The sequence below is a fragment of the Legionella septentrionalis genome (assembly GCF_003989745.1).
GTDB lineage: Bacteria > Pseudomonadota > Gammaproteobacteria > Legionellales > Legionellaceae > Legionella_A > Legionella_A septentrionalis.
Map to the genome: position 1 here is coordinate 1 of NZ_RZGS01000001.1, position 22,613 is coordinate 22,613.

Consider the following 22,613-nt stretch of genomic DNA (forward strand, 5'->3'; position numbering starts at 1 on the left):
ACTTGTCTTAATGGCTTATTACTTTGCTCTAGAAATTCAATTGCTTTAACTTTGAACTCTTTTGTGTAGATACTTCTGACCATTGCTACTCCTTGTTGATGAGATTATATCTCTTAAACAAGGTGTACGGCTAATCGAGGAGGGATCAAACATCTAGGGTGATTATATCTATTTTTTCTTCTATTACAACAACCTAAAAGCTTTGCTAATTATAATTTCTACTTAACGCCATACTATCGTGACATATTGGTTCTATTGAAAGTGAAGGCAGAATATCTCTATAAAAATTGCAGTTACACAAATTATTTACAGGCTCGATTAAGTATGATTAGGAATCAAAAGCATCTTGCCCCCCATAATCAGTACATAAATTTGGCTCACTCAATATAATATTGATCCTCTCCCAAAAATTGATCCAGCCTTACCTAGAAAAACTGGCGCTTAACACCTTGTGTTTGAACTGATTTGGAGTCAAATTGTTCAATGAAGAATGAGGGCGGAAATCATTGTAATCCTGCCGCCATTCTTCAATTTTGTTTTTAGCATCTTCAAGAGATAGAAACCAGTGGCTATTCAAACATTCATCCCGAAAACTGCCATTAAATGATTCAATGAACGCGTTGTCTGTTGGTTTTCCAGGCCTTGAGAAATCCAGAGTCACGTGATTCTGATAAGCCCATTTATCCAAACTCTTTGAAATAAATTCAGGACCATTGTCAATGCGTATGGATTTTGGCTGTTTGTTCTCAAGCACCCTAAGACCTTCAAGAACGCCGACAACTTCTTCGCCTCGGATGGCCTTCCCTACATGAATGGCAAGGCATTCGCGACTAAAATTATCCACTATAGTTAATGCCCGTATTTTCTTGCCATTGAACAAGTTGTCAGCAACAAAATCCATGCTCCAGCATTCATTAAACGTAGAGGCCAGTTGCCGCTCTTCCCGGTGAGCACCTGTCACATGCCGGCGAGGGCGCTTCCTGCGAAGATTAAGGCCTTCTTCACAATAAATACGGTGAACTTTTTTATGGTTGACTACCCAGCCTTCTCGTTGCAGCAACACATGAATACGCTGATAGCCATAACGAACCCGTGTCTCAGCGATTTCCCTGATGCGGTGTCTTATAGCAGTATCTTCGCCACGGCAGGAGCGGTATTGGTATACGCTCCGGCTCATCATTAAAACTGCACAGCTCCTACGGATACTTACTCGATACCCATCCTGAAGAAAAACTGCCAGTTCACGCTTCTTACGTGGCTTTAAAGCTTTTTTGACAGAACATCCTGCAACATCTGTTTATCCAGGCTTAAATCAGCAACCAGCTGTTTCAGCCGCTTGTTTTCATCTTCCAGCTGACGCAGCTTTCTAAGGTCCGAGGCACCAAGACCACCATATTTCTTCTTCCAGATATAAAACGTCGCTTCGCTGATTCCAAGCTTCCGACATACCTCCGAAACACTCGTTCCTAATTCAACCTGCTTTAGACCAAATAATATTTGTTCTTCTGTAAATTTACTGCGTTTCATTCCAAATACCCCCTTTTTATTTAATTCATATTTCGACAGTTCCTCTACTTTAAAGTGGAGCTATTTTTAGGGGGGAGATCACTATTTTTAGGGGGGAGATCATTTAACTTATACTCTCTAAATCTCTTATTTCTTTAGCTTTAATAAATAAGGAATTACATTCATTCTCCATAACTCCTTCAATTAAATTACAATTATAAAAATTAGGAGTTTTTGAAAAAATTTCTTTGGCTCTAACTTGAATTTGTCTACCAAACAAATTATGTAAAAATGGGATGGAAGTTCCATAAATTATTTTAGGAATCATTGACCAGTAAATAGCTGCAGCACACATGGGACAGGGCTCTGCGGTACTATAAATACTTAACTTAGTACGATCATCACTAAAACCATCATTAAATAATATATTCAGAACAGATAATTCTCCGTGCATTAAAGGATGAACGTGTGAGTTATTCACAGATTTTACAAGAATATCTCTATCATCATAAACTAGAATAGAAGCATATGGGGCCTTCGGGTTTAACGCTGCAACTTCTATAGTTTCTCTCATGAAGTTATATATATAATTATTCATCAGTTTCATTTCGATAGCTCACATAATTTTCATAGAATTTATTGGCACCCATTTTATAGTTAGTATTAATTCGAAATGGATTTAAGTTATTAAGTTCATCGTAAATATCTACCTTTTCTTTTACTTTAAGTAAATAAATTAATAAAATTGACACCGGTGCCAATAGAAATTCATAAGAAATTTTATAAATATCTTCAAAAATAATGATGCTAGTAAGTTTTTCATTTGGTACTATGCCGTAAAATGCCACTAAAGAAAAAAAACTTACATCGATGATAATGCCAAAGGCGGTAGAAGTTGCAATTCTTGCCCATACAGTTGTAAGGAACTCTTTTTTTAGGGAAATCCCACGTTTTCTTTGTCTCCATTTAATTATGGATATAGCGGTAGAATTAATGGTCATCCCTAGAAAAAAAGCAATGGCTGAGGCTATAAACATCCTGGTCTGATTGTGTAAAATTAATTGAAACTCTCCTTTATCATTCAGAGCAAGTAGATTAGTTATCCAAATAAAAAAAATAAATAGTAAGTTACAAAAAATAACAAATAAAATCATTTGCTTCGTTCGTTCAATTCCATAAACATCAGTCATCATATCCGCCGTGAGATAGACTAAAGAAAAGACAACTCCCCCAACATTTATGGTTAAGAAACCAATTGAAATAAATTTAGCTGATACAGTTTTTGACGTAATAAAAAAAACTATGCTGAAACAAAAAAGTATGTGATGAAATTTGAACATTTCCTCATAAGAATTTATATTTTTCGGCAATTGAAATTTAAACAATTGTTTTTGCGTTTCTTGAGCATAAGTAACATGTTCTATCCGTAAAATGATAATTAGCAGTTTATTTAAAAAAATATTTAGGAAATAAAAAATTAATATTGATACTAAAATCTGTGATGAATTAACGTTTGATTTCGAATTTAACCAAAATAAATTTAAAAATGTAAAGATAATTAGAGCCATCAAAAAAATATAGCGCTCAAATTCTTTATTCGCTTTAGCAAAAAGCTTTATTAGAAATAAAGCGCAAATCCACAAAAAAAATGCGCTTTTTAAAAGATATGAGAAATCTCTATAAAGCACTTGTGCATAAATCTCTTGCATCTTCCAAAAAGATGAAGAAGGTAAGCAAATTGCAAGTCTCAGGAATAAAATGTAAATTGTATGGAATAGAATTACTAAATATACGGCATGCCTTAGATATGCAAAGCCGTATACTGTGTAAATTAATTGAAAAATAAAAAATACAACAGGCCACCACAATAGCTCAGAAGTTGTTAATATACCTCCCACTTTTATTAGTTGAGTCTCAGCTGGTAATGTAACTAAGCTAAAAAAAACAGCAAAACCAAGTAATGTATGGAATACTTTAAACTGAAGGGGTATTTTTGACTTGCTGCGAGGGTTACTCATCTATAAAAATGCGTTTTATACCAGTAATACATTTCTTACCAAAATCAGACTTCCTTTTTTGGAAATTAAGTTTTTCACAATGAGCACCATATTGTTCCCCTATATTAAATACAATACGTGGATCAATCAGATAAATCATTTCCGATTTAACAAATTTAGCTACAGTCATTTCTTGATTAATGCGTTTATTAGCTAGATGAAAAGCTACAGATAACTCATTGGTTACAGGACAAGTAAAAATTTTATCAATTCTAATGAGGTAAGGTTCCCTAATTTGTCCAGAAAAACGCAATATTATTTCTTTATAAATAAAGCTTAAATACTGGCTTCCTAAGCTCCATTTTTTCATATGCCACATCCTGCTTGATATTATTTTTTCGAACGTAATTTCTGGTGTATCTCAAGAATTACACCGGCAATAGTATATAAAGACTTATCATAGATTTCTATAGAAAACTGGGGGTTAATAGGGTAGAAAAATATCTTATTACCATCTTCTACATACCTCCTAATAAAATAATGAGCCGAGGTATTTTTTTTTACCACAATATAGGAACGATCATCAGGAGCAATATCTTGATTTATAATTAATAAAGAATCCTGTGGGAATGTTGGTTCATATATATCTGTATCAATAGAAAGCGCATAGCATACTCCCTCAACATCACCACCTGCCCAACGATACCAATCATTGTAAATTTTTTGGTACCCTGATTTATTTATCTGAAAAACAGGTAGCATCTTTCCTTCATCTTGCACCTGTTTTATATCAGAGCTAAGTGGTTCTATTCCTAACAATTGTCCAATAGTAATTTCAAAGTAATTTGCAATTTGTAACAATGTACTAGCTTTTGGGTCTGTAACATCTCCATTTAAAATTCTAGTGATTTTATTTGTGGGAATGCCTAATTCGCGCGCAAGCGCAGCTGGCGTAAGCTTTTTATCATACTTAAGGAGTTTGTCTAAGGTTTGAGCTAATAACAAATGGCTCGATATAGTTAAATTTTTTATTAACATAAGCTTGACTTAGTTACATCAATGTAATAGCTTTACATTGATGTAATTAATTACGTTGATGTAAATATTAGCATATATTTTGTAACAAACGCTCTTAATATTTGTATACAATTGCTCCCAAGAACAGGAAGTGGGATTGACCATAGCAGTCCAACCAGCATTGGCTCCCACCTTGTGACATGTAATTATGGCGGTAAATTACCGCCATAGTTCACATGAAGATCCTGAATTTGCTCATTACTTGTTACTATTGTCCTATCACAATAGCGCGAAGCATTAATAATATCATTAAGTAGCCTTCCTATGCGAAATACAAGTCCCATGCAATGGGACTTAACTAAATTTCATTCCCAGCAGTCTCCTCCATATAACAAGATAATTTCGGCCCTAGAAAACTAATAATGCCGCTTATATCAGTATTCCTGGCTGCTTTGATTTGTTTATGTACAGCCTGAATCTGTTCTTCAAGATTAGAGGAAGTATCAAAGGAAAATCCTGCTGTTGGCATAAACAATACTTCATGATCGGTTGAAAGATACGCGTTAAGCCTTGCTGCAAGCTCTGCCAATCTTTTCTGTGCTAAATTATAATCCCAATCAATAATCGTGACATGTTTAGGGATATAGCTGCACATCAACACGATGTTTTCTTCAAAAAGCCAAGGGATGGTGAATGTATAAAGTTTGCTATCCGGGAGAAGCTTAAAAATTATTTCTTTTTGAAATTGTAGATAGGAAGTAATAAAAAACCTGCGCAGTTCATTTTGTGAGGCAAACTCTATCGATTTTCCATGTAGCGTTAACAACGCATTGCCACAAAATCTGCATTGGCAACCGAATAAAGATTCAGGTGGATGAATAGCTACCCCTGAAAAAAATCTACCATACTTTTTAAGAATTTCCGAAATGATACCTACAGCATAACGCCGAGCTTTCGGCTTGTTATGGCATACGACCCCATAGCCCAGCTGCGCTTGCCCCATGACTTTTTTTATTTTTCCTTTCCTTAAATGTTCGGGAAATGAAATGAGCGCGCTTTCCAAGTTTTCATCAACGTAGTTAGTTACAATTTTTACATTTGGGTTTAATTCAGAAAATTTTCCGGCATGGCCAGTCGTGGTGATGACTGCAACCAATTGAATGTTTTTTGACCTGATATATGAAAATAATTTTGGGAAAAACTCATCTTTTACATTGGGATGTCCTGAATCACTTAACTCCGGGTATGCTTGAGATTTATAAGGAAGGGAGTGGCCATTTAAATAAATCATGAGAAGGTTTATATTTTTGTCTGCCAAGTCATCAACGAATTGCTTCCATTGCTTAAAGTCCCAATTAGCTGTCCACTCAGGCTCCCTATTGCCTGCCAAATTATGGTAATCACCATTTCCTGCAAAAATATAATACCCTGTGATCATCAGCGGCTCTTACAATTACTCAAACCTTTAAAAACCGGGATGATAACATCCGCAAGTGCGGCTTTAACAATCCAGACTCCTTATTTTTATAAATCCCTTTTTATCAAATAGATTGCATTGCATCCGCCAATAAATACCAACACCTTCACTGGCGGATAGCCTGCACGGGATAAACTTGCCGAATGCGTTCTTCTGAGCGACAATAGTGCCCCCGTTGCTAGCAAAAGAAAGCGTATGAGTTCACTCAAACAATTGGCCCTTGCCATTCGTTTCTTAAGCATAGATGCTGTGGAAGCTGCTCAATCCGGGCATCCTGGCATGCCGTTGGGCATGGCTGACATCGCCACTGTCTTGTGGAAAAAATTCCTGAAATTTAATCCGGAAAACCCGCACTGGTTTGACCGCGATCGGTTTGTCTTATCAAACGGGCACGGTTCGATGCTGCTTTATGCCCTTCTGCATTTGACCGGCTATAAATTAAGCATGGAAGAATTAAAACGCTTCCGCCAACTGAATTCGAAAACACCGGGGCATCCTGAATGCACTCATACGCCTGGGGTTGAAACCACGACCGGGCCATTGGGGCAAGGCCTTGCCAATGCCGTAGGCATGGCGGTTGCAGAAAAAATATTGGCAGCGCAATTTAATAAACAGGGTTTGCAGCTGGTCAACCATTATACTTATGCATTCGCAGGCGATGGCTGCATGATGGAAGGTATTTCCCATGAAGCATGCTCGCTGGCAGGAACATTAGGGCTTGGGAAACTGGTTGTCTTTTACGATGACAATCAAATTTCCATTGATGGCTGCGTGGATCGCTGGTTTACCGATGATACTGCCATGCGCTTCCGCGCTTATAACTGGCACGTGGTAGAAGCGGTAGACGGCCATGACCCAGTACAGATCGAACAAGCCATCGACGCCGCCAGGAAAGAAACAGCTAAGCCTTCATTAATCATTTGCAAAACCATTATCGGCCATGGTTCAGCGCTCGCTGGCAGTGAAAAATGCCATGGCGCGCCTTTAGGGGCTGGCGATATCAATGCCATGCGCCAGCAATTGCAATGGCCGCATACACCATTCCATATCCCTGAGGAAATTTATAAAGCCTGGAACCATGTAGCAGAAGGCAAACAGGCGGAACAAACCTGGCTTGAGCTGTGCCAGACGTATCAGCAGCAGTTCCCTGCGGATTATTATGAATTTTTACGGCGCATCAATGGCGATCTGCCTGATAACTGGCCGCTTGCCGCGCAAGCATTCATCGAGCAATGTACCCATAATGAAAAAGCAGTGGCCACGCGCAAGGCTTCGCAGCAATGCATTGAAGAATTTGCTGCCTTGCTGCCGGAATTAGTGGGCGGCTCTGCCGATTTGACCAGTTCCAATAATACGGATTGGTCAGGCAGTAAAGCCATTACCCATGAAGATTTTAACGGCAATTACATTTATTATGGCGTCCGTGAGTTTGCCATGTCGGCCATCATGAATGGCCTCGCCCTGCATGGCGGTTTTATTCCCTATGGCGGCACCTTTTTAGTCTTTTCAGATTACGCACGCAATGCCGTGCGCCTGAGCGCCCTGATGAAGCAACGGGTCATTTACGTATACACCCATGATTCCATCGGCCTTGGAGAAGACGGGCCTACGCACCAGCCGGTTGAACATGCAGCCATGCTGCGCATGACGCCCAACATTAATGTATGGCGCCCTGCCGATTTGGTCGAAACCGCAGTCGCCTGGCAACAGGCTATTGAACGCCACCATGGCCCCACTTGCTTGCTGTTATCGCGGCAAAACTTGCCGGTACTTAAGCATGTCGGGGCGCTGGAAAATATACACAAAGGCGGGTATATCCTTAAAGAAAGTGGTAAAACCACGGATGCAATCCTCATCGCCACAGGCTCAGAAGTGCAATTGGCGCTTGCCACGGCCGAACTTGCCGCACAAGAAGGCTTGCAGGTAAGGGTTGTTTCCATGCCCTGTGCGGAACGCTTTTTGGAGCAGGACAAAGCGTATCAAGAGCATGTCCTGCCGCCTGCGGTACGCAAACGAGTGGCAATTGAAGCCGCCGCCACAGCTTACTGGTACCGCTTTACCGGGTTGGATGGCGCGGTGATTGGCCTTGATTCTTTTGGCACTTCGGCACCTGCCGCCGATGCCTATCGCGAATTGGGCATCACCGTTGAGAAAACCCTGGCTGCGCTGCGTGCCTTGTTTAAATAATGTTGCTTGCAGTTTTAATAAAGCCCGCAAGTATTAATTCGAGGGTATATCTGCAATACCCACCATTCGGAGAAGTATATGACCATACGAGTAGCAATTAACGGTTATGGCCGCATTGGCCGTTGCATTTTACGCTCAGTGTTTGAATACAACCGCCAGCACGAGATTGAAATCGTTGCCATTAACGATTTGTCCGGTATTGAAACCACTGCACACTTAACCCGCTACGATTCAACCCATGGCCGGTTTCAGAGCAAGGTGGTCGTGGAAGGCAATAAACTCATTGTGGATGGCCATGCCATTGCAGTGACTGCAGAACGCAACCCGGCGGAGCTGCCGTGGGGGGCGTTAAATGTTGATGTGGTACTCGAATGCACCGGCCGTTTTACCAGCCATGACGCAGCCATGCAACACATTGCCGCAGGTGCAAAAAAAGTATTGATTTCCGCACCAGGGAAAAATACTGATGCGACCATAGTGTATGGTGTGAACCACGAGAACTTGCGTGCATCCGATACGATTGTTTCCAATGCCTCTTGTACGACAAACTGCCTGGCGCCTGTGGTGAAACCTTTACACGAAGCCCTGGGCATTGAATATGGTTTGTTAAATACCGTGCATGCCTATACCAAGGATCAAATGTTGCTGGATGGCAGTCATTCCGACTTGCACCGTGCCCGCGCGGCCGCGCATTCGATCATTCCGACCAAGACCGGCGCCGCCAGTGCGGTGGGCCTGGTATTGCCGGAACTCGCCGGTAAACTGGACGGCTTTGCCATGCGCGTGCCGACTCTCAATGTTTCCGTGATTGATTTAACGTTTACCAGCAAAAAGCCTACCAGTGTGGACGAAGTCCATGACATCATGCAGGGCGCCAAAAGCGATATCCTGCACATCAATGATGAGCCGCTGGTGTCTTGTGATTTCAACCACCATCCTGCTTCTGCAATTTTTGACACCACGCAAACCAAAGTTTTGGGTAATTTGGTGAAAGTCGTTGCCTGGTATGACAATGAATGGGGATTTTCAAACCGCATGCTGGATACCGCTTATTACATGATGAACCTGTAAGGAAAAGCCATGAATTTGATTAAGATGAGCGAGCTTGATCTGCACGGGAAGCGGGTTTTAATTCGTGAAGATTTAAATGTGCCCATCAAGGACGGGATGATCACCAGTGATCAGCGCCTGCAAGCCGCGCTTCCTACCCTAACCGCCGCACTGCAGGCAGGGGCGGCCGTTATCGTGCTATCCCACCTCGGGCGCCCGGAAGAAGGGCGCGAGGAAAGCCGCTACTCATTGCAGCCTGTGGCAAAATATTTGGCGTCACACCTCGATTACCCGGTTAAATTTGTCAGCGATTATTTAAATGGCGTTGAGGCAAATCCCGGTGAATTGGTGATTTGTGAAAATGTACGTTTTAACCGCGGCGAGAAAAGTAACGATGACACCCTGGCTAAAAAACTGGCCAGCCTTTGCGACATCTTCGTCATGGATGCTTTTGGTACAGCGCATCGCGCCCATGCTTCCACCTACGGGGTAGCCAAATATGCGCCGGTTGCGGCGGCAGGCCCACTGTTATTGCGTGAGCTCGAAGCTTTGCAACACGTGTTGCATGAGCCTGAACGTCCTATTGTTGCAATCGTCGGCGGTGCGAAAGTTTCTTCCAAATTAACCCTGCTTAAAAAAATGGTGGAAATGGTGGACGTGCTTATCCCGGGCGGTGGCATTGCCAATACCTTTTTAAAGGCAAAAGGCCAGGAAATAGGCGTATCTCTTTATGAGCCTGATCTGTTGGACGAAGCCCGTTACATCCTCAAACTGGCTGAAGAAAATGGTTGCCAAATTCCCCTGCCATCGGATGTAGTCGTCGGCAAATCCTTTTCAGATGCATGCCCTGCTTTCACCAAATCGCTGCAAAATATTGCCAACGACGACATGATCATGGATATTGGCCCGGATACTATCGTCCGCTACACCGATGCGCTGGACGGCGCAAAAACAATTATCTGGAATGGCCCTCTTGGCGTCTTTGAATTTCCGCAATTTGCCTATGGCACGCGCGCGCTTGCCATTGCTATTGCAGATAGCGATGCGTTTAGCATTGCAGGCGGTGGCGATACGTTGGCGGCTATTGATCAATATGACCTGACGGAGCAAATATCTTATATTTCCACGGGCGGCGGCGCATTTCTGGAATTCCTGGAAGGGAAAACTCTGCCTGCTGTTGCCATCCTTAAGGAACGGGGACATGCCACGGCGGACTAAGATTGTCGCAACCATCGGCCCCGCAAGCCAGGAGCCAGCAACTTTGCGTGCCATGCTCTTGGCCGGCGTAGATGTGCTGCGCATCAATTTTTCCCATGCCACAAAAGAAGTCGTGAATATCATTAAGGAAACACGGGCCTTAGCTGCACAGTTGCAGCGCCCTCTTGCCATTATGGCGGATCTGCAGGGTCCCAAAATCCGCATCGGCCGCTTTATCAATAATTCAGTCACCTTGACCACGGGCCAAATGTTTACCCTACGCTGCCAGCCTGATGATAAACTGGGCGATGCCTGCGGTGTCAGCGTGGATTACCCGCAACTTTGCCACGAGCTACAGGCAGGTGATCGGCTGCTCCTCGATGATGGGTTAATCGAATTGTTAGTCACGGCTATCCACCCGCCAGTCATTGAATGTGAAGTAATTGAAGCCGGGATTTTAAGCAACAACAAAGGAATTAACCGTAAAGGTGGCGGGCTGGCTGCGCGGACGCTCACCGCAAAAGATAAAAAAGACATGGCCACAGCCATAAGCGCCGGGGTCGATTACATTACCCTGTCTTTTGTAAAAGATGCAAACGACATTATGGCTGCACGCAAGTTGCTGGCGGATTTGGGAGCCAACGATTTGCCTGTCATTGCCAAGATTGAACGCACGGAAGCATTGGCTAACCTGACTGACATCATCCTTGCTGCAGATGCAGTGATGGTAGCGCGTGGTGATCTTGGCGTGGAAATTGGCCCTGCTGAAGTTCCTGCGATTCAAAAGCAAATCATTGAGCAAACCAGACGTTTGAACCGGGTCGTCATCACCGCAACGCAGATGATGGAATCAATGATAACTCATCCCCAGCCAACGCGTGCGGAAGTTTCGGATGTGGCCAACGCCATATTGGATGGAACCGATGCCGTCATGCTTTCCGCAGAAACTGCCAGCGGCCTTTTTCCGGTAAAAGTCATCCAAATGGTCGATAAAATCTGTTTAAGTGCCGAAAAACATGCCGCTTTTTTTTATCATAATGACGTAGAGCAGTGTTCCTACCAGCGCGCTGATCAAGCCATTGCCATGGCCGCCATGCAAGTGGCTAATCACTTCCCGATTAAAGCAATTTTGGCACTAACTGAATCAGGTGCCACGGCGATTTGGATGTCGCGGCTGCATAGCACCGTACCTATTTATGCCATCACCGCCAATGAAACCACGGTGCGCAGATTAAGCCTGGCAAATAATGTTTTCCCTGTATTTCTTGATTACCGCAGCTTGGCTGAGGAAGAAATCAATCGCGAAGCCATCCGTATCTTACTGGGAAAAGGGTTGATTGCAAAAAATACTTTTTTATTACTAACCCGCGGCAGCAAAATTGGCGAACCGGGTGGCACGAACAATATGGAAATTATTCGCGCCTGATTGATTAGTGTACATTCGCTGTCAAAGGAGCCGGATCTTCTTCATCAAATTTGATTTCTTCTTCCATAACGATCGATTTTGGCTTGGGCTCCGCCGTGAACAATGAAAACTGGCTTAATTTTTTTGCATAGGCATTTAAATTTTGCTCAGAAGTGGTGCGGAAATAATAGTATGCATCGCCTGTTTGCAGGTAGCTGACTAATGGCACCAACCCCAGCGTGAAAACACTGGCGGCTAAGAATGCCAATACTGCAAAAGGCCTAAACCAGCTGCGGTGGGTCGCCAACACCGGTCTTGCCAGTTCGATCGCTTCTTTGCAGCGCTTTAGGCAAGTTGCCAAATCAATCGATTTTTCCACGAAAAATTCTTTCTCGATTTCCTGCAGCGACTGGATTAAGGTAAATGCGGTGCCTTCTGCTTCTTTATATTCCTTGGCATAAGCAGAATCAGACGCAGCCAAGGCGCTCAAACGCTCATAATTGCCTTGCAATATATTTAAGAATGGAAGTGCTTTAAAGACGGCTACTTCGCATTGTTGCTTAAATAAATCTCTATCGATGCTGCGCTTGACAAAATAATTATTCTGCAATTGCTTTAGGCAGCGGATTTGTTCTGCGGCGATTGCAGATATGGCCGCATAATCCGAGCTATGCGACACATTCTCTTCCAAACGGACTTGGTATTGCTCCATCTTGATCATGAACAAATTAAAATCAGTTTTAGGTTTTACAAAAGCATCGTGTAACTGCGTAAATTTTTTAATAAATTCTTCTTTTTGTGGCGCAAAGGAAGAGGCTATTTGCTCTCCCAGTTTTGTTAACTGCTGTAATTCTTCTTCGGTTAATGTTTTCCGGCGCCGATCCCATTTTATAGCAGCTTGCTCTGCCTGGATGATCTTCGGCCTGCGTTGCAGCGCTTCTTCCTTGGCTTTTTGTTGAACGTATGACTTAAGGGCATTTTCCTTATCAATTTCAGCAATCGTCTTATCGTATTCGCTAACAAAATTTTTCAGGAGCGGGTTGAATTCATTATATAACTTTACGGAGTCTTCCAGCAGTTCAACCCCTGCCTTCAAGCCACTTATCTTGCTTTCCAGAGCCAACATCTGTTTATCATCAAATGATGATAACATTGGTAGCAAATCCTGGTAAATTTTTGTGAATTTGAGACAAAACACCATCACATTCAAACGGAATGCAGCCTCGCCGCGATAAATATTTTGCAGGAAAAATTTGTAATTATAAGGAGTCAAGTCATTGATATACCGGGTTAATTCCTTGTTCTGGATGAAAAAATGCTGGTCAAGGTTGACTTTCTCTACATTCAGTAATTCAAATTGATCGTTCAGATTAGCGCTTAACTCACTCGCTTCTACACTTAACAATTGACGCATTTGCTGTACTTGCGCAATCAGGGCGCCATTAAACGACACCCGGTTACCCAATATGAAATTGTCAACATTGGTATAGCCGACTGTTGAACTCGACCTGAGCTTCATAAAGGGATTGCTTTCTATCAAATGCTCAACGCGCTGCAATAGCGCTTGTAATTGTTGCTGTGCTGCTTCTTTCGTAATCATTGCGTACTACCTAAATACCTAAATGGACATATCATACCATAAAAGATCAAAAAATATCCATGATAGGTTAATAATAATCACTTAGGCATTTTAGGGCGCAATATTAGTCGGAAATTTCCCTCTTGGCAGGCAAGCCTAATTTTTCCTTTAAACGCGCTACCGCGTCTGGATCATATTGGCGGCTTTGTTTATGTCTAATCATGACTGGAGCTGATTTTGCCGGTGGGGTACCACCCTGCCATGCTGCAGATAAAGAACGTTCCGCAGACATGCCATCTTGCCCGAAAGAATAAGCCTGCGGATTCATGGTTTTTACTTCGCCTTGTCCCAAAGTCTTGGCAGGAAGCAAATTTCTGCGGGTATTCTTGGCACTTTTCTCTACACGTTTTTTAAGCTTGCTGGCCGCGCGCTCAGCTTCTTCTTCACTGACTGCAACGACAGGATTCCCCTGCAAATCGATGCGCATCTCGCGCGCCTTTAAAGTGGCGAGATAATCAACGCGTCGGGTGTACACCACTACAGCCTCACGCAGTTTGCTGCGGGAGATACCATCCGCTTCAGCCTTGTCAGCATAAGCTAAAATATCGTCCATAATGCCTGCTTTTAAAGGCTGGATGCTCACACTGTTATCAAATGCTTTGGGAAAATTTACTGCAAGCCAGCGCAAGGCATCATAACGCGCTTTTTTGGATTCATTTTTTTGCTTTTTGTTAACGACTGCTGTACGAGGATGCAGCTCCTGTTTTCTCATGCAATAACCCTTGTGCGTGTCAATTAAATCGGGGGGATGGGGGTAAAAAGAGCTACAATCTACAGCGTTTAACCTTAATTTGCAAGTGATTCTAAATGGCTTATGATATGCTTTTAAAAGCATTCTTGGCATTGTATTCCTTTTAAAAAAGGCAGATACATTATGAAACGTTTATTCATGTCATTACTGGCTATTTTCTTCCCATGGGTAGTATTATTCCTCAATGACAACCCCGGAGGCGCTCTGATTGCATTGATCCTGCAAGCCACGGTGGTTGGCTGGATTCCGGCAAGCATGTGGGCGTGGCGCATCGTGCACGCCCCTAATGCTGCTACCGCACCTGATAGTGATGCAAAACCGATGAAAAATGAGTAAATCATCTTCTTACCCACTGCTGGAGAATTTATGCAAACGCGCGTCATTGTGAATGGTGCCCATGGGAAAATGGGAGCTTTAGCGGCCGAGACGATCCGCAATCATGCCGATTTTGAGTTGGTTGCCGCTTTAGGGCGCGCAGACAATTTGCAGCAAGAAATTGCCAGAACCGCTGCACAAATTGTCATTGATTTGACCCGCGCCGACTGTGTTTATCAAAATAGCCTCGCTATTATTCAAAGTGGCGCCCACCCCATCATTGGCACCAGCGGCCTGCAGGATGAAGAAATCCGCATTTTGCAAAATTTATGCAGTGAGCAAAATTTAGGCGGGATCATTGTGCCCAATTTTTCCATTGCTGCGGTGCTGATGATGCAATTCGCAGCCCAGGCGGCCCGCTTTCTACCGGAAGTGGAAATCATTGAAGCGCACCACCAGCAGAAGCTCGATGCCCCCTCGGGTACCGCCATGAAAACCGCAGAAATGATCGATGCCGCCCGGCGGCAGGAAAAAAATACGCTGCTTTTAAAAGAGCTTCTGCCCGGTGTGCGCGGCGGCACACACCGCAACGTCAACATTCATTCCATACGCTTGCCTGGCATCCTTGCTGCCCAGCAAGTTATTTTTGGAAATCCCGGTGAAACTTTGTCGATTGTACACAATAGCATTGATCGCATCAGTTTTATGCCTGGCTTGCTTCTCGCCTGCCAACGCGTACAGCGCTTGAATTCTCTTCACTATGGACTTGAACATTTGCTCAATGATAAATAGCAAGAACCTTGCTACACTGTTTTACATTGCTTTACATGCTGTACAAAAACCTCGATGACAAGGAGTTTAAGATGGTGTACACAGTCCCTCATTTTATTGACGGCAAAGCTTATAGTGATGATGAAACTCATGCGCTGGATATTTATAACCCCGCATTGGGTGAAAAAATCGGACAGTGTTTTATCGCCGATAAACGAGTCTGCGCCCATGCTGTGGAAGCTGCCAGCAAAGCATGGCCAACCTGGGCTGATACACCGCCTTTGAAAAGAGCGCGGGTTTTATTTAAATTTCGCGAACTTTTAGAAAAACATCAATCCGAGCTTGCACAAATCGTCACACGCGAGCATGGGAAAACACTTGAGGATGCAAGAGGCTCCATTGCACGTGCAATTGAAGTGGTGGAATTCCACTGCGGGATTATCTCACAATTGCAGGGCCAGTATTCAGCAAATGTGGCTAGTCAAATCGATTCTTACACCATGCGCCAACCATTAGGTGTATGTGCTGGCGTATCGCCTTTCAATTTTCCGGTCATGGTGCCGGTGTGGATGATGATACCTGCCATCGCTTGCGGCAACACCTTCATATTAAAACCTTCCGAACAAGACCCGTCAGCCCCGCTGCGCTTATTGGAATTATTGAGTGAGGCAGGTTTGCCCGCGGGGGTTGCTCATTGTGTGCAAGGAGACAAATCGACAGTGGATTACCTGCTGCACCACCCGGACATTGCCGCCTTCACGGCTGTAGCATCCACCCCGGTGGCGGCACATATTTATACTACGGCAACAAAACTTGGGAAGCGCGCCCATACTTTCGGCGGCGCCAAGAACCACTGCGTGGTCATGCCAGATGCGGATATAGAACAGGCCGCCAATGCAATTGTCGGTGCCGCCTTTGGTTCAGCCGGTGAGCGCTGCATGGCTATCTCGGTCGTAGTGACGGTGGGCGAGCATACTGCCGATGCACTCATCGGGACAATGAAACCTTTGATTCAAGCCATGCGGATTGATGCCGGCGATGCAGCTTATGCAGACATGGGGCCGCTAATCAGCAGCACCCATAGGCAACGGGTGTTAACTGCCATTAATAACGGCATTTCTGAAGGCGCAGAACTGATCATCGATGGGCGCGATTTTAAACACGCACAATACCCGCAAGGTTATTTTTTGGGTGCCACTTTATTTGATAAAGTCAGCGAAAACATGGGGCTTTATCAACAAGAAATCTTTGGGCCTGTTTTAATTGTGGTGCGTGTGCAAGATTTTTCTGCAGCGCTTGCTTTAGTGAACCGTAACCAGTATGGCAATGGCACCGCGATTTTCACACGCGACGGCTATACCGCACGTGAATACAGCCAGCGGGTGCAGGCAGGAATGGTTGGCATCAATATCCCCATTCCGGTGCCGGTAGCCAACCACCCGTTTGGCGGCTGGAAACAATCATCTTTTGGCGATACCAACATGCATGGTTTGGAAAGCATCCAGTTTTACACAAAAAGAAAAACGGTTACCTGTAAATGGCCGGTAAGCGAGATGGATGGATCCACATTTGTCATGCCGGCTCACTAATAGGTAATTCACTGCAGGTGGAGGGGACATGGAGCACATAGGATTTGTTGGGTTGGGGCATATGGGATTGCCAATGGCGGTTAATTTGCTTAAAGCCGGTTATCAGGTAACCGGTTATGACGTAAACCCCAGGGCCTTGCAAAGCTTTGCCGAAGCTGGAGGGCAAACGGCCAATACGGTACAGGAAACGGCCAGAGATAAAACGGCCGTCATCACCATGCTGCAAACCGGCGAACAAGTGCAGCAAGTTTGTCTAGGCGAACAAGGCTTGTTTGCCTCGGCAGGCAAAAACACGCTGTTCATAGATTGCTCTTCCATCGATGTACAAAGTTCACAAACGATGCACCAAACCGCACAAACTTACCAGCATGCGTATTTGGATGCGCCAGTCTCTGGGGGAGTTGCCGGCGCAAGTGCAGCCAGCTTAACCTTTATGGTAGGCGGCACCAGGGAAAGTTTTAACCGCGCCAACCCCATCCTCAGGCACCTAGGAAAAAATATTATCCACACGGGGAAAGCAGGCAGCGGGCAGGCAGCCAAAATCTGCAACAATATGATATTGGGCATTTCCATGATTGCCATAAGCGAAGCTTTTATTCTGGCCAAACATTTAGGCCTGGAGGCTGGCAAATTATTTGAAGTGGTCAGCAATTCCTCTGGGCAATGCTGGGCCATGAGCAAATACGTTCCTGTAGCGGGAATATTGGAAAATGTACCGGCCAACCATGACTATCAGCCCGGTTTCGCCAGTGCCATGATGCTAAAGGATTTAAATTTAAGTCAAACGTGCGCTGCTGCGGTTGGCGTAAAAACCCCCATGGGTGCACATGCGACAGAGCTTTATCAACAATTTGCCGAGCAGGGCAATAGCAGCCTGGATTTTTCAGCGATTATAAAGCTTCTTGAATCTTTTTAATCAGTAAACAATTTAGCCATCCCAACTGCCAAGGAATGAACATGTATAAACTAAGACTGCACGAACCAAGCATCGATACAAAAAAATCCCCTGAGAAGCAGGGCCAAAAATTTCCAGGTACACCCGACTTTTTTGAAGCATCTCCGCAAAATTTGTTAAAAAAGAAGCAACGTGAGGCAGTTGCCCAAATAAAAGCAGAAGATGATGCGCCCCGTCATGCTGCCAATATGACACCCGGAAGGGCTAATTAACCGGTTTGGGCCTCTATATCATCCCAGGCGAACCATTCATTAAGTGCATGGATTAACTCATCAACACCCAGGCCGCTTAGTGAGGAAAATGCCTGCACGCTAAGCAAGTGCGCGACAGTCTGATAATGCTTGCGCACATTTAATACCGTGCTTTGTGCCTGCCCGCGGCTTAACTTGTCCGCCTTGGTCAATAATATACGCACCGGTAATTCCCGATGGATGGCCCAGTTTATCATCGTCGTATCCAATTCTTTCAGCGGATGGCGTATATCCATAAGCAAAACCAAGCCTTTTAAGCTTTGCCGCACTTCCAGATAATGCGCTAAATTTTGCTGCCAATCCCGCTTCATGGCCAAACCTACTTTTGCATACCCGTAACCCGGCAGATCGACCAAACGCCTGTCGGTATCTCCTATGGTAAATAAATTGATCAATTGCGTGCGTCCGGGCGTTTTACTGGTGCGGGCCAGTTGGCGGATACCGGTCAACCGGTTTAAGGCACTTGATTTCCCAGCATTGGAACGGCCAGCAAAAGCGACTTCATAACCGCTGTCTTCCGGTAATTGTTCAACCTTAGCAGCGCTTTTAAGAAAAATAGTTTTAGTATAAGGGTTTCGCATGATGAAATTAGCGTGGAATTACAAAGCCAAGCCCCGCATTATCGCTACATAACTTGCAAGATGCAAATCTCACGGCAGGAGTGGCTTAACGGTTTGCAAGGTCAAGCGGCCGCTGCATATCGTTTGAATACCCCCTATTGTGATGCAGGAATTGCAGATACGCTTTATTGCAGTGTACCATTAAACCAGATTCAACCGGTGAGATAACCATGAAAAAAATGGTTTTTATCCTTTTATTGTTGTGCTTTTCTTCCTATGCAGCGGGCAATTATCAGGATGGCGAAGCTAAAGCCGCCGCATGCGTGGCTTGCCACGGCGCGAAAGGCATCAGCACCAATCCGCAATGGCCAAGTCTGGCAGGCCAGCATGCTGGTTATTTAGCTAAACAATTACGTGATTATAAACAGGCTTCCACGCGTAATTCGCCCATCATGGCGCCTATAGTAGCCAAATTAAGCGACCAAGACATTGAGGATCTGGCTGTTTATTATTCCAAGCTGCCTTTGCCGGAAGGACAGACTCCACAGCGCTTTATTGCCCGCGGCGAGCAGTTATACCGCGGCGGTGATTTTAAAAGTCATATCACGGCATGCATTGCTTGCCACGGACCGCGGGGCACTGGTAATGCGCAAGCTGGCTTCCCAGTACTCTCTGGACAACAAGCCGTGTATACTATGCAACAATTGCAAGCTTTTAAAGACAATCAGCGCAGTAATGATTTCAATGAAATCATGCGCGATATCAGCGTGCGTATGAGTAAAGAAGATATGGAAGCAGTCGCATATTATGTCGCGGGATTACATTAAAAAACCAAGGTGTGTGTATGTTTAAATATTTTATTGCATTCATTTTAATAATCCTTATGCCAGTCAGTGCATTGGCTGAACCCTTCACAGAAGGCACGGATTACACGGTTATTGCCAGTAACAGTACAACGCAAAACCCAAAAGCCGTACCGGTTACTGAATTTTTCAGTTATGGTTGCCCTTGGTGTTATCGCCTGGAAGCGCCTTTAATGAAATGGGTAGAACAGCAAGGAAATAAAATTTCCTACCATAAAGTTCCCGTTATTTTTAATAAAAACTGGGAGTATTATGCAAAAGCTTACTATACTGCCGAAGCACTGGGCATGGGGAACCAACTTACACCCGTATTATTTAAAGCCATTCTGAAAGACAAGTTGCCATTAAGCAGCAACCAGGCTATGGTAGATTTTTTTACAAGCCAGGGAATGGATGCGGAAATTATCCGCAGTGCGTTCTATCATTCGCCCAATATTGATATGGAAATTAGCAACAGCAAAAAAATGATGGGGCTTTACCAAATCAATGCCGTCCCCGCTGTCCTGGTAAATAATCAATATAAAACGGATTTGCAATTGGCAAAAACCGAAGAGCGTTTTTTTGCCATACTCGACTTCCTGGTTGATAAAGCCAAGCAAAATAAGCCATCCGCTTAATTTGCCACATGCTGCAGCGCTATAATAAGCTGCAGCATGAAGCTTCCTGCTTTTGTTCCTGCCCGCAAATTATGCGTAAACTATCCGATAGGGAAAGGGAAACATCGTCTTCCACGGGTTTATAAAACGTTAAACTATTGCGGCTGCGTTGCGTTGCCGTGTGTTTTAAAAAATGTTTGGCAGCATGAATTACCAGCTGGGCAGGGATGCTCATTGCAGGAAATTGCACGGTAATTTCTTCATTTTCTTCGATCAATCTGTATTCATATTCATAGTTCATAAATATATCCAAGACGCTTTGCTCAACCGGGATACCATTATTCAAATCATGCTCAGTTAATTCTGAAGTAATAATTTCGGTTGCTTGCTGTTTATCTTTTACCAAATTGGAACTCAAAATAATTAAATCCCTGGCAGCGTCGAGATAAATACAACGATAATCTTCTACGCAAATTCTTTTTACTGATATCCCAGGTAAATGCTTCGCCAGGGCAACTGCAAGATAGGGAGCCTTGGTTGCATTACTCTTCACGGTTGCTTTCTGCACGACAAAGACATCAATAACATCCTGTTTTATCAGTTCTACAAAACCCATTAATGAATCACCTTCAGACATGACGACTGCATGGTAGAGGGCAAATTCATTTTTCAAGCGGGCAAAAACAGCCTGACATGGACCAAAATCACTAGAATAAAGCAGGCGCCCCCGATTGGAATGAGCTATCCCTACACGAATGCCACGGTTAAATTTTTCATAACGGATGGTAGCAATCAAGGCAGAACGAAGTGTATCAAAATGCGCGGATATAATTTCCTCAATGTTAGCCTTGGACAAACGCTCCAAGACAGTAAGAAACGTTTTATCAGCGAATTGTTCCGGCTTCAAAAAAGCGGGCTGGACTGCATGATTGTAATGTACAAGCTGCCATGATTCTTTTTTTAACAATACGAATGAGTTGGGATAAGGTTCTTGCGGCAGGGCCTCGCAAATAAAAAAATCGCGCGCTGCAGGCTTTTTTATTGAAATTTGGGCACACGTGTAGAAACTATTGTTTTTTTCTTCCTTTGGCCCAATAAGGTCATGATTACCGTCACTAATCACTCAATAGCCCCATTACAAATAGCGTTATTGTAACATTAATAAGCTAGTTGAGAAATAATCAACCTGAATAAAATCCTGGATTTTCCAAACTTAAAATTCCCGTGTTGAAATCATAAGCAAAAAGTTCGGCGTAACGCCCCCAATCAATCATGGTCCGCAACACTCTGTCCGCTTCTTTCTCACTTAAATAATCTTCAAGTTTGCTTAAAAACCGTTCTTCAGAAACACGGTGGCCACTTTTTTCATCCAGAATTTTGCAAATGTAACGGGCCAGCGGCACTTTTTCCAACAAGCTTTGCGCGAACAAGCGCTTGCGTTCTTGTAAATCGGCTTCCGAAAATTCTTTGCCCAATTCGGTAAGTTGGATATCCCCTTCCAAAATTCTGGCAAAACCCAATACTTCCAGCGTTTCCAGGATTGGGAATAAATCATCCACATTCATCATCAATTCATCGGATAACTCAGGCAAGTCAATGCGGTCTTTAAAGGACTTAATCGTTTCAATCAATCCTGACAATTCCGAAGGCTCCACATCCGGTAATCGATATCCCAAACCGATGTGACGCTCGCGCAAGGCATGCCTTGTTTTGCCTTTTGGCCCGGTCGTCATCAAGGTATAAATGCGATCGACCAAAGTACGGAATTCATGAGTTTCGGCATCGCGTGGGTGTGGCAAGGGAACCGAGAGTTCTGCACGTATATAGCCCGGATCACTGCCTAAAATGACAATACGGTCTGCCAGCATGATGGCTTCTTCAATATTATGGGTAACTAATAAAATACCATTGGTGTTAGTCTTTTTTTCTTGCCACAATTCCAATAAATCCGATTTCAAATTTTCGGCAGTCAACACGTCCAGGGCGGAAAACGGTTCATCCATCAATAAAACATCCGGATTAATTACCAAAGCGCGCGCAAAACCAACCCGCTGCCGCATGCCGCCGGATAATTCTTTCGGGAAAGCGGATTCAAATCCATCAAGCCCAATAATATCAATGGCTTCAATGGCACGGCGGCGCCGTTCTTCCCTTGGGATCCCTTGCGCTTCCAAACCCAATTCCACATTTTCCAGTACCGTCAGCCAAGGCATTAAGGCAAATGATTGAAATACCATGGCAATACCGGGCACAGGTTTGACAACAGGATACCCGCGATAGGATACCCTGCCGCTGGTTGGGGAAATAAGGCCGGCGATAATGCGCAACAAAGTGGATTTACCAGAGCCCGATTTCCCAAGCAAAGCCACAATTTCACCTTCATGTAATTCAAAATTGATGTCTTTAAGCACCAATAAATCCTGGATGGCAGCTTTTTTAAACGCCTTGCTCAGATTTTCAATTGCAATAATAGTTTCGGGCATGAAG

23 protein-coding genes are annotated in these 22,613 nt (G+C 43.9%); 12 read left to right on the plus strand and 11 right to left on the minus strand.

Annotated elements, in window-relative coordinates; all coding sequences use genetic code 11:
- Positions 1-421: 421 nt before the first annotated feature.
- From ELY11_RS00005 to ELY11_RS00030, 6 genes are all read right to left on the minus strand, one after another.
- Positions 422-1,527 (minus strand): IS3 family transposase gene (locus tag ELY11_RS00005; RefSeq protein ID WP_127032278.1). Its coding sequence is split into 2 segments (ribosomal slippage): positions 422-1,275 and positions 1,275-1,527, totalling 1,107 coding nucleotides; the frame shifts between segments, so codons are not numbered across the junction.
- A gap of 103 nt (positions 1,528-1,630) precedes the next feature.
- Entirely contained in the window at positions 1,631-2,104 is a 474-nt protein-coding gene (locus tag ELY11_RS00010) for a nucleoside deaminase (RefSeq protein ID WP_126953132.1), read from the minus strand.
- Positions 2,097-3,524, minus strand: a complete 1,428-nt coding sequence (locus ELY11_RS00015) for a VUT family protein (RefSeq protein WP_127032279.1) — start codon at positions 3,522-3,524, stop codon at positions 2,097-2,099. The genes ELY11_RS00010 and ELY11_RS00015 overlap by 8 nt, the downstream gene beginning before the upstream one ends.
- On the minus strand, positions 3,517-3,873 hold the full coding sequence (locus tag ELY11_RS00020) for a hypothetical protein (RefSeq protein ID WP_126953134.1): 357 nt from the start codon (positions 3,871-3,873) through the stop codon (positions 3,517-3,519). Before ELY11_RS00020 ends, ELY11_RS00015 begins: the two co-directional genes overlap by 8 nt.
- 20 nt (positions 3,874-3,893) lie before the next feature.
- Positions 3,894-4,541 (minus strand): helix-turn-helix domain-containing protein, encoded by a 648-nt coding sequence (locus tag ELY11_RS00025; RefSeq protein WP_126953135.1) that lies wholly within the window; start codon positions 4,539-4,541, stop codon positions 3,894-3,896.
- Between the two features lie 337 nt (positions 4,542-4,878).
- Positions 4,879-5,958, minus strand: coding sequence for a hypothetical protein (locus tag ELY11_RS00030; RefSeq protein WP_127032280.1), 1,080 nt, complete (start codon positions 5,956-5,958; stop codon positions 4,879-4,881).
- Positions 5,959-6,192: 234 nt separating this feature from the next.
- On the opposite strand from ELY11_RS00030, the gene tkt reads away from it, so the two are divergent.
- The 4 genes from tkt (at position 6,193) to pyk (ending at position 11,857) form a co-directional block, all read left to right on the plus strand.
- On the plus strand, positions 6,193-8,184 hold the full coding sequence (gene tkt / locus ELY11_RS00035; RefSeq protein WP_126953137.1) for a transketolase: 1,992 nt from the start codon (positions 6,193-6,195) through the stop codon (positions 8,182-8,184).
- A 78-nt stretch (positions 8,185-8,262) separates the two neighbouring features.
- Positions 8,263-9,255 carry a type I glyceraldehyde-3-phosphate dehydrogenase gene (gap, locus tag ELY11_RS00040; protein ID WP_126953138.1) on the plus strand — a complete coding sequence of 331 codons (993 nt, stop codon included), beginning with the start codon at positions 8,263-8,265 and terminating at the stop codon, positions 9,253-9,255.
- Between the two features lie 9 nt (positions 9,256-9,264).
- The gene (locus ELY11_RS00045; RefSeq protein WP_127032281.1) at positions 9,265-10,452 is read left to right on the plus strand and encodes a phosphoglycerate kinase; all 1,188 of its coding nucleotides are present in this window, start codon (positions 9,265-9,267) and stop codon (positions 10,450-10,452) included.
- Complete coding sequence (gene pyk / locus ELY11_RS00050) at positions 10,436-11,857, plus strand: pyruvate kinase (protein ID WP_127032282.1); 1,422 nt, start codon at positions 10,436-10,438, stop codon at positions 11,855-11,857. The genes ELY11_RS00045 and pyk overlap by 17 nt, the downstream gene beginning before the upstream one ends.
- Before the next feature lie 4 nt (positions 11,858-11,861).
- On the opposite strand, the gene ELY11_RS00055 is transcribed toward pyk, so the two are convergent.
- The gene (locus ELY11_RS00055; RefSeq protein WP_126953141.1) at positions 11,862-13,436 is read right to left on the minus strand and encodes a hypothetical protein; all 1,575 of its coding nucleotides are present in this window, start codon (positions 13,434-13,436) and stop codon (positions 11,862-11,864) included.
- A gap of 103 nt (positions 13,437-13,539) precedes the next feature.
- Positions 13,540-14,187, minus strand: coding sequence for a ProQ/FinO family protein (locus ELY11_RS00060; RefSeq protein WP_126953142.1), 648 nt, complete (start codon positions 14,185-14,187; stop codon positions 13,540-13,542).
- 162 nt (positions 14,188-14,349) lie between these two features.
- Between ELY11_RS00060 and ELY11_RS00065 the strand changes: the two genes are divergently transcribed.
- The 5 genes from ELY11_RS00065 (at position 14,350) to ELY11_RS00085 (ending at position 18,068) form a co-directional block, all read left to right on the plus strand.
- Entirely contained in the window at positions 14,350-14,562 is a 213-nt protein-coding gene (locus tag ELY11_RS00065) for a YqaE/Pmp3 family membrane protein (protein WP_126953143.1), read from the plus strand.
- A gap of 30 nt (positions 14,563-14,592) precedes the next feature.
- Positions 14,593-15,333 carry a 4-hydroxy-tetrahydrodipicolinate reductase gene (gene dapB / locus ELY11_RS00070; protein ID WP_126953144.1) on the plus strand — a complete coding sequence of 247 codons (741 nt, stop codon included), beginning with the start codon at positions 14,593-14,595 and terminating at the stop codon, positions 15,331-15,333.
- Between the two features lie 71 nt (positions 15,334-15,404).
- On the plus strand, positions 15,405-16,901 hold the full coding sequence (locus ELY11_RS00075) for a CoA-acylating methylmalonate-semialdehyde dehydrogenase (protein WP_127032283.1): 1,497 nt from the start codon (positions 15,405-15,407) through the stop codon (positions 16,899-16,901).
- A 28-nt stretch (positions 16,902-16,929) separates the two neighbouring features.
- Positions 16,930-17,817, plus strand: a complete 888-nt coding sequence (mmsB, locus tag ELY11_RS00080; RefSeq protein WP_126953146.1) for a 3-hydroxyisobutyrate dehydrogenase — start codon at positions 16,930-16,932, stop codon at positions 17,815-17,817.
- Between the two features lie 41 nt (positions 17,818-17,858).
- Positions 17,859-18,068 carry a hypothetical protein gene (locus ELY11_RS00085; RefSeq protein ID WP_126953147.1) on the plus strand — a complete coding sequence of 70 codons (210 nt, stop codon included), beginning with the start codon at positions 17,859-17,861 and terminating at the stop codon, positions 18,066-18,068.
- Here ELY11_RS00085 and yihA read toward each other — a convergent pair.
- Complete coding sequence (yihA, locus tag ELY11_RS00090; protein ID WP_253351079.1) at positions 18,065-18,688, minus strand: ribosome biogenesis GTP-binding protein YihA/YsxC; 624 nt, start codon at positions 18,686-18,688, stop codon at positions 18,065-18,067. The genes ELY11_RS00085 and yihA overlap by 4 nt on opposite strands.
- Positions 18,689-18,700: 12 nt before the next feature.
- Between yihA and ELY11_RS00095 the strand changes: the two genes are divergently transcribed.
- From ELY11_RS00095 to ELY11_RS00105, 3 genes are read left to right on the plus strand one after another with little or no spacing between them, the layout of a single operon-like run.
- Positions 18,701-18,895: a hypothetical protein gene (locus ELY11_RS00095; RefSeq protein ID WP_126953149.1), complete on the plus strand. Its 195-nt coding sequence runs from the start codon at positions 18,701-18,703 to the stop codon at positions 18,893-18,895.
- Positions 18,896-18,897: 2 nt separating this feature from the next.
- A complete protein-coding gene (locus ELY11_RS00100; protein ID WP_126953150.1) occupies positions 18,898-19,494 on the plus strand; it encodes a c-type cytochrome in 597 nt (198 codons plus the stop codon).
- A 17-nt stretch (positions 19,495-19,511) separates the two neighbouring features.
- The gene (locus ELY11_RS00105; RefSeq protein WP_126953151.1) at positions 19,512-20,147 is read left to right on the plus strand and encodes a thiol:disulfide interchange protein DsbA/DsbL; all 636 of its coding nucleotides are present in this window, start codon (positions 19,512-19,514) and stop codon (positions 20,145-20,147) included.
- A gap of 19 nt (positions 20,148-20,166) precedes the next feature.
- Here ELY11_RS00105 and ELY11_RS00110 read toward each other — a convergent pair whose 3' ends face one another.
- Together ELY11_RS00110 and ELY11_RS00115 are read right to left on the minus strand one after the other, a co-directional pair.
- Positions 20,167-21,249, minus strand: coding sequence for a hypothetical protein (locus ELY11_RS00110; RefSeq protein ID WP_126953152.1), 1,083 nt, complete (start codon positions 21,247-21,249; stop codon positions 20,167-20,169).
- A 58-nt stretch (positions 21,250-21,307) separates the two neighbouring features.
- On the minus strand, positions 21,308-22,609 hold the full coding sequence (locus ELY11_RS00115; protein ID WP_126953153.1) for an ABC transporter ATP-binding protein: 1,302 nt from the start codon (positions 22,607-22,609) through the stop codon (positions 21,308-21,310).
- Positions 22,610-22,613 lie beyond the last annotated feature (4 nt).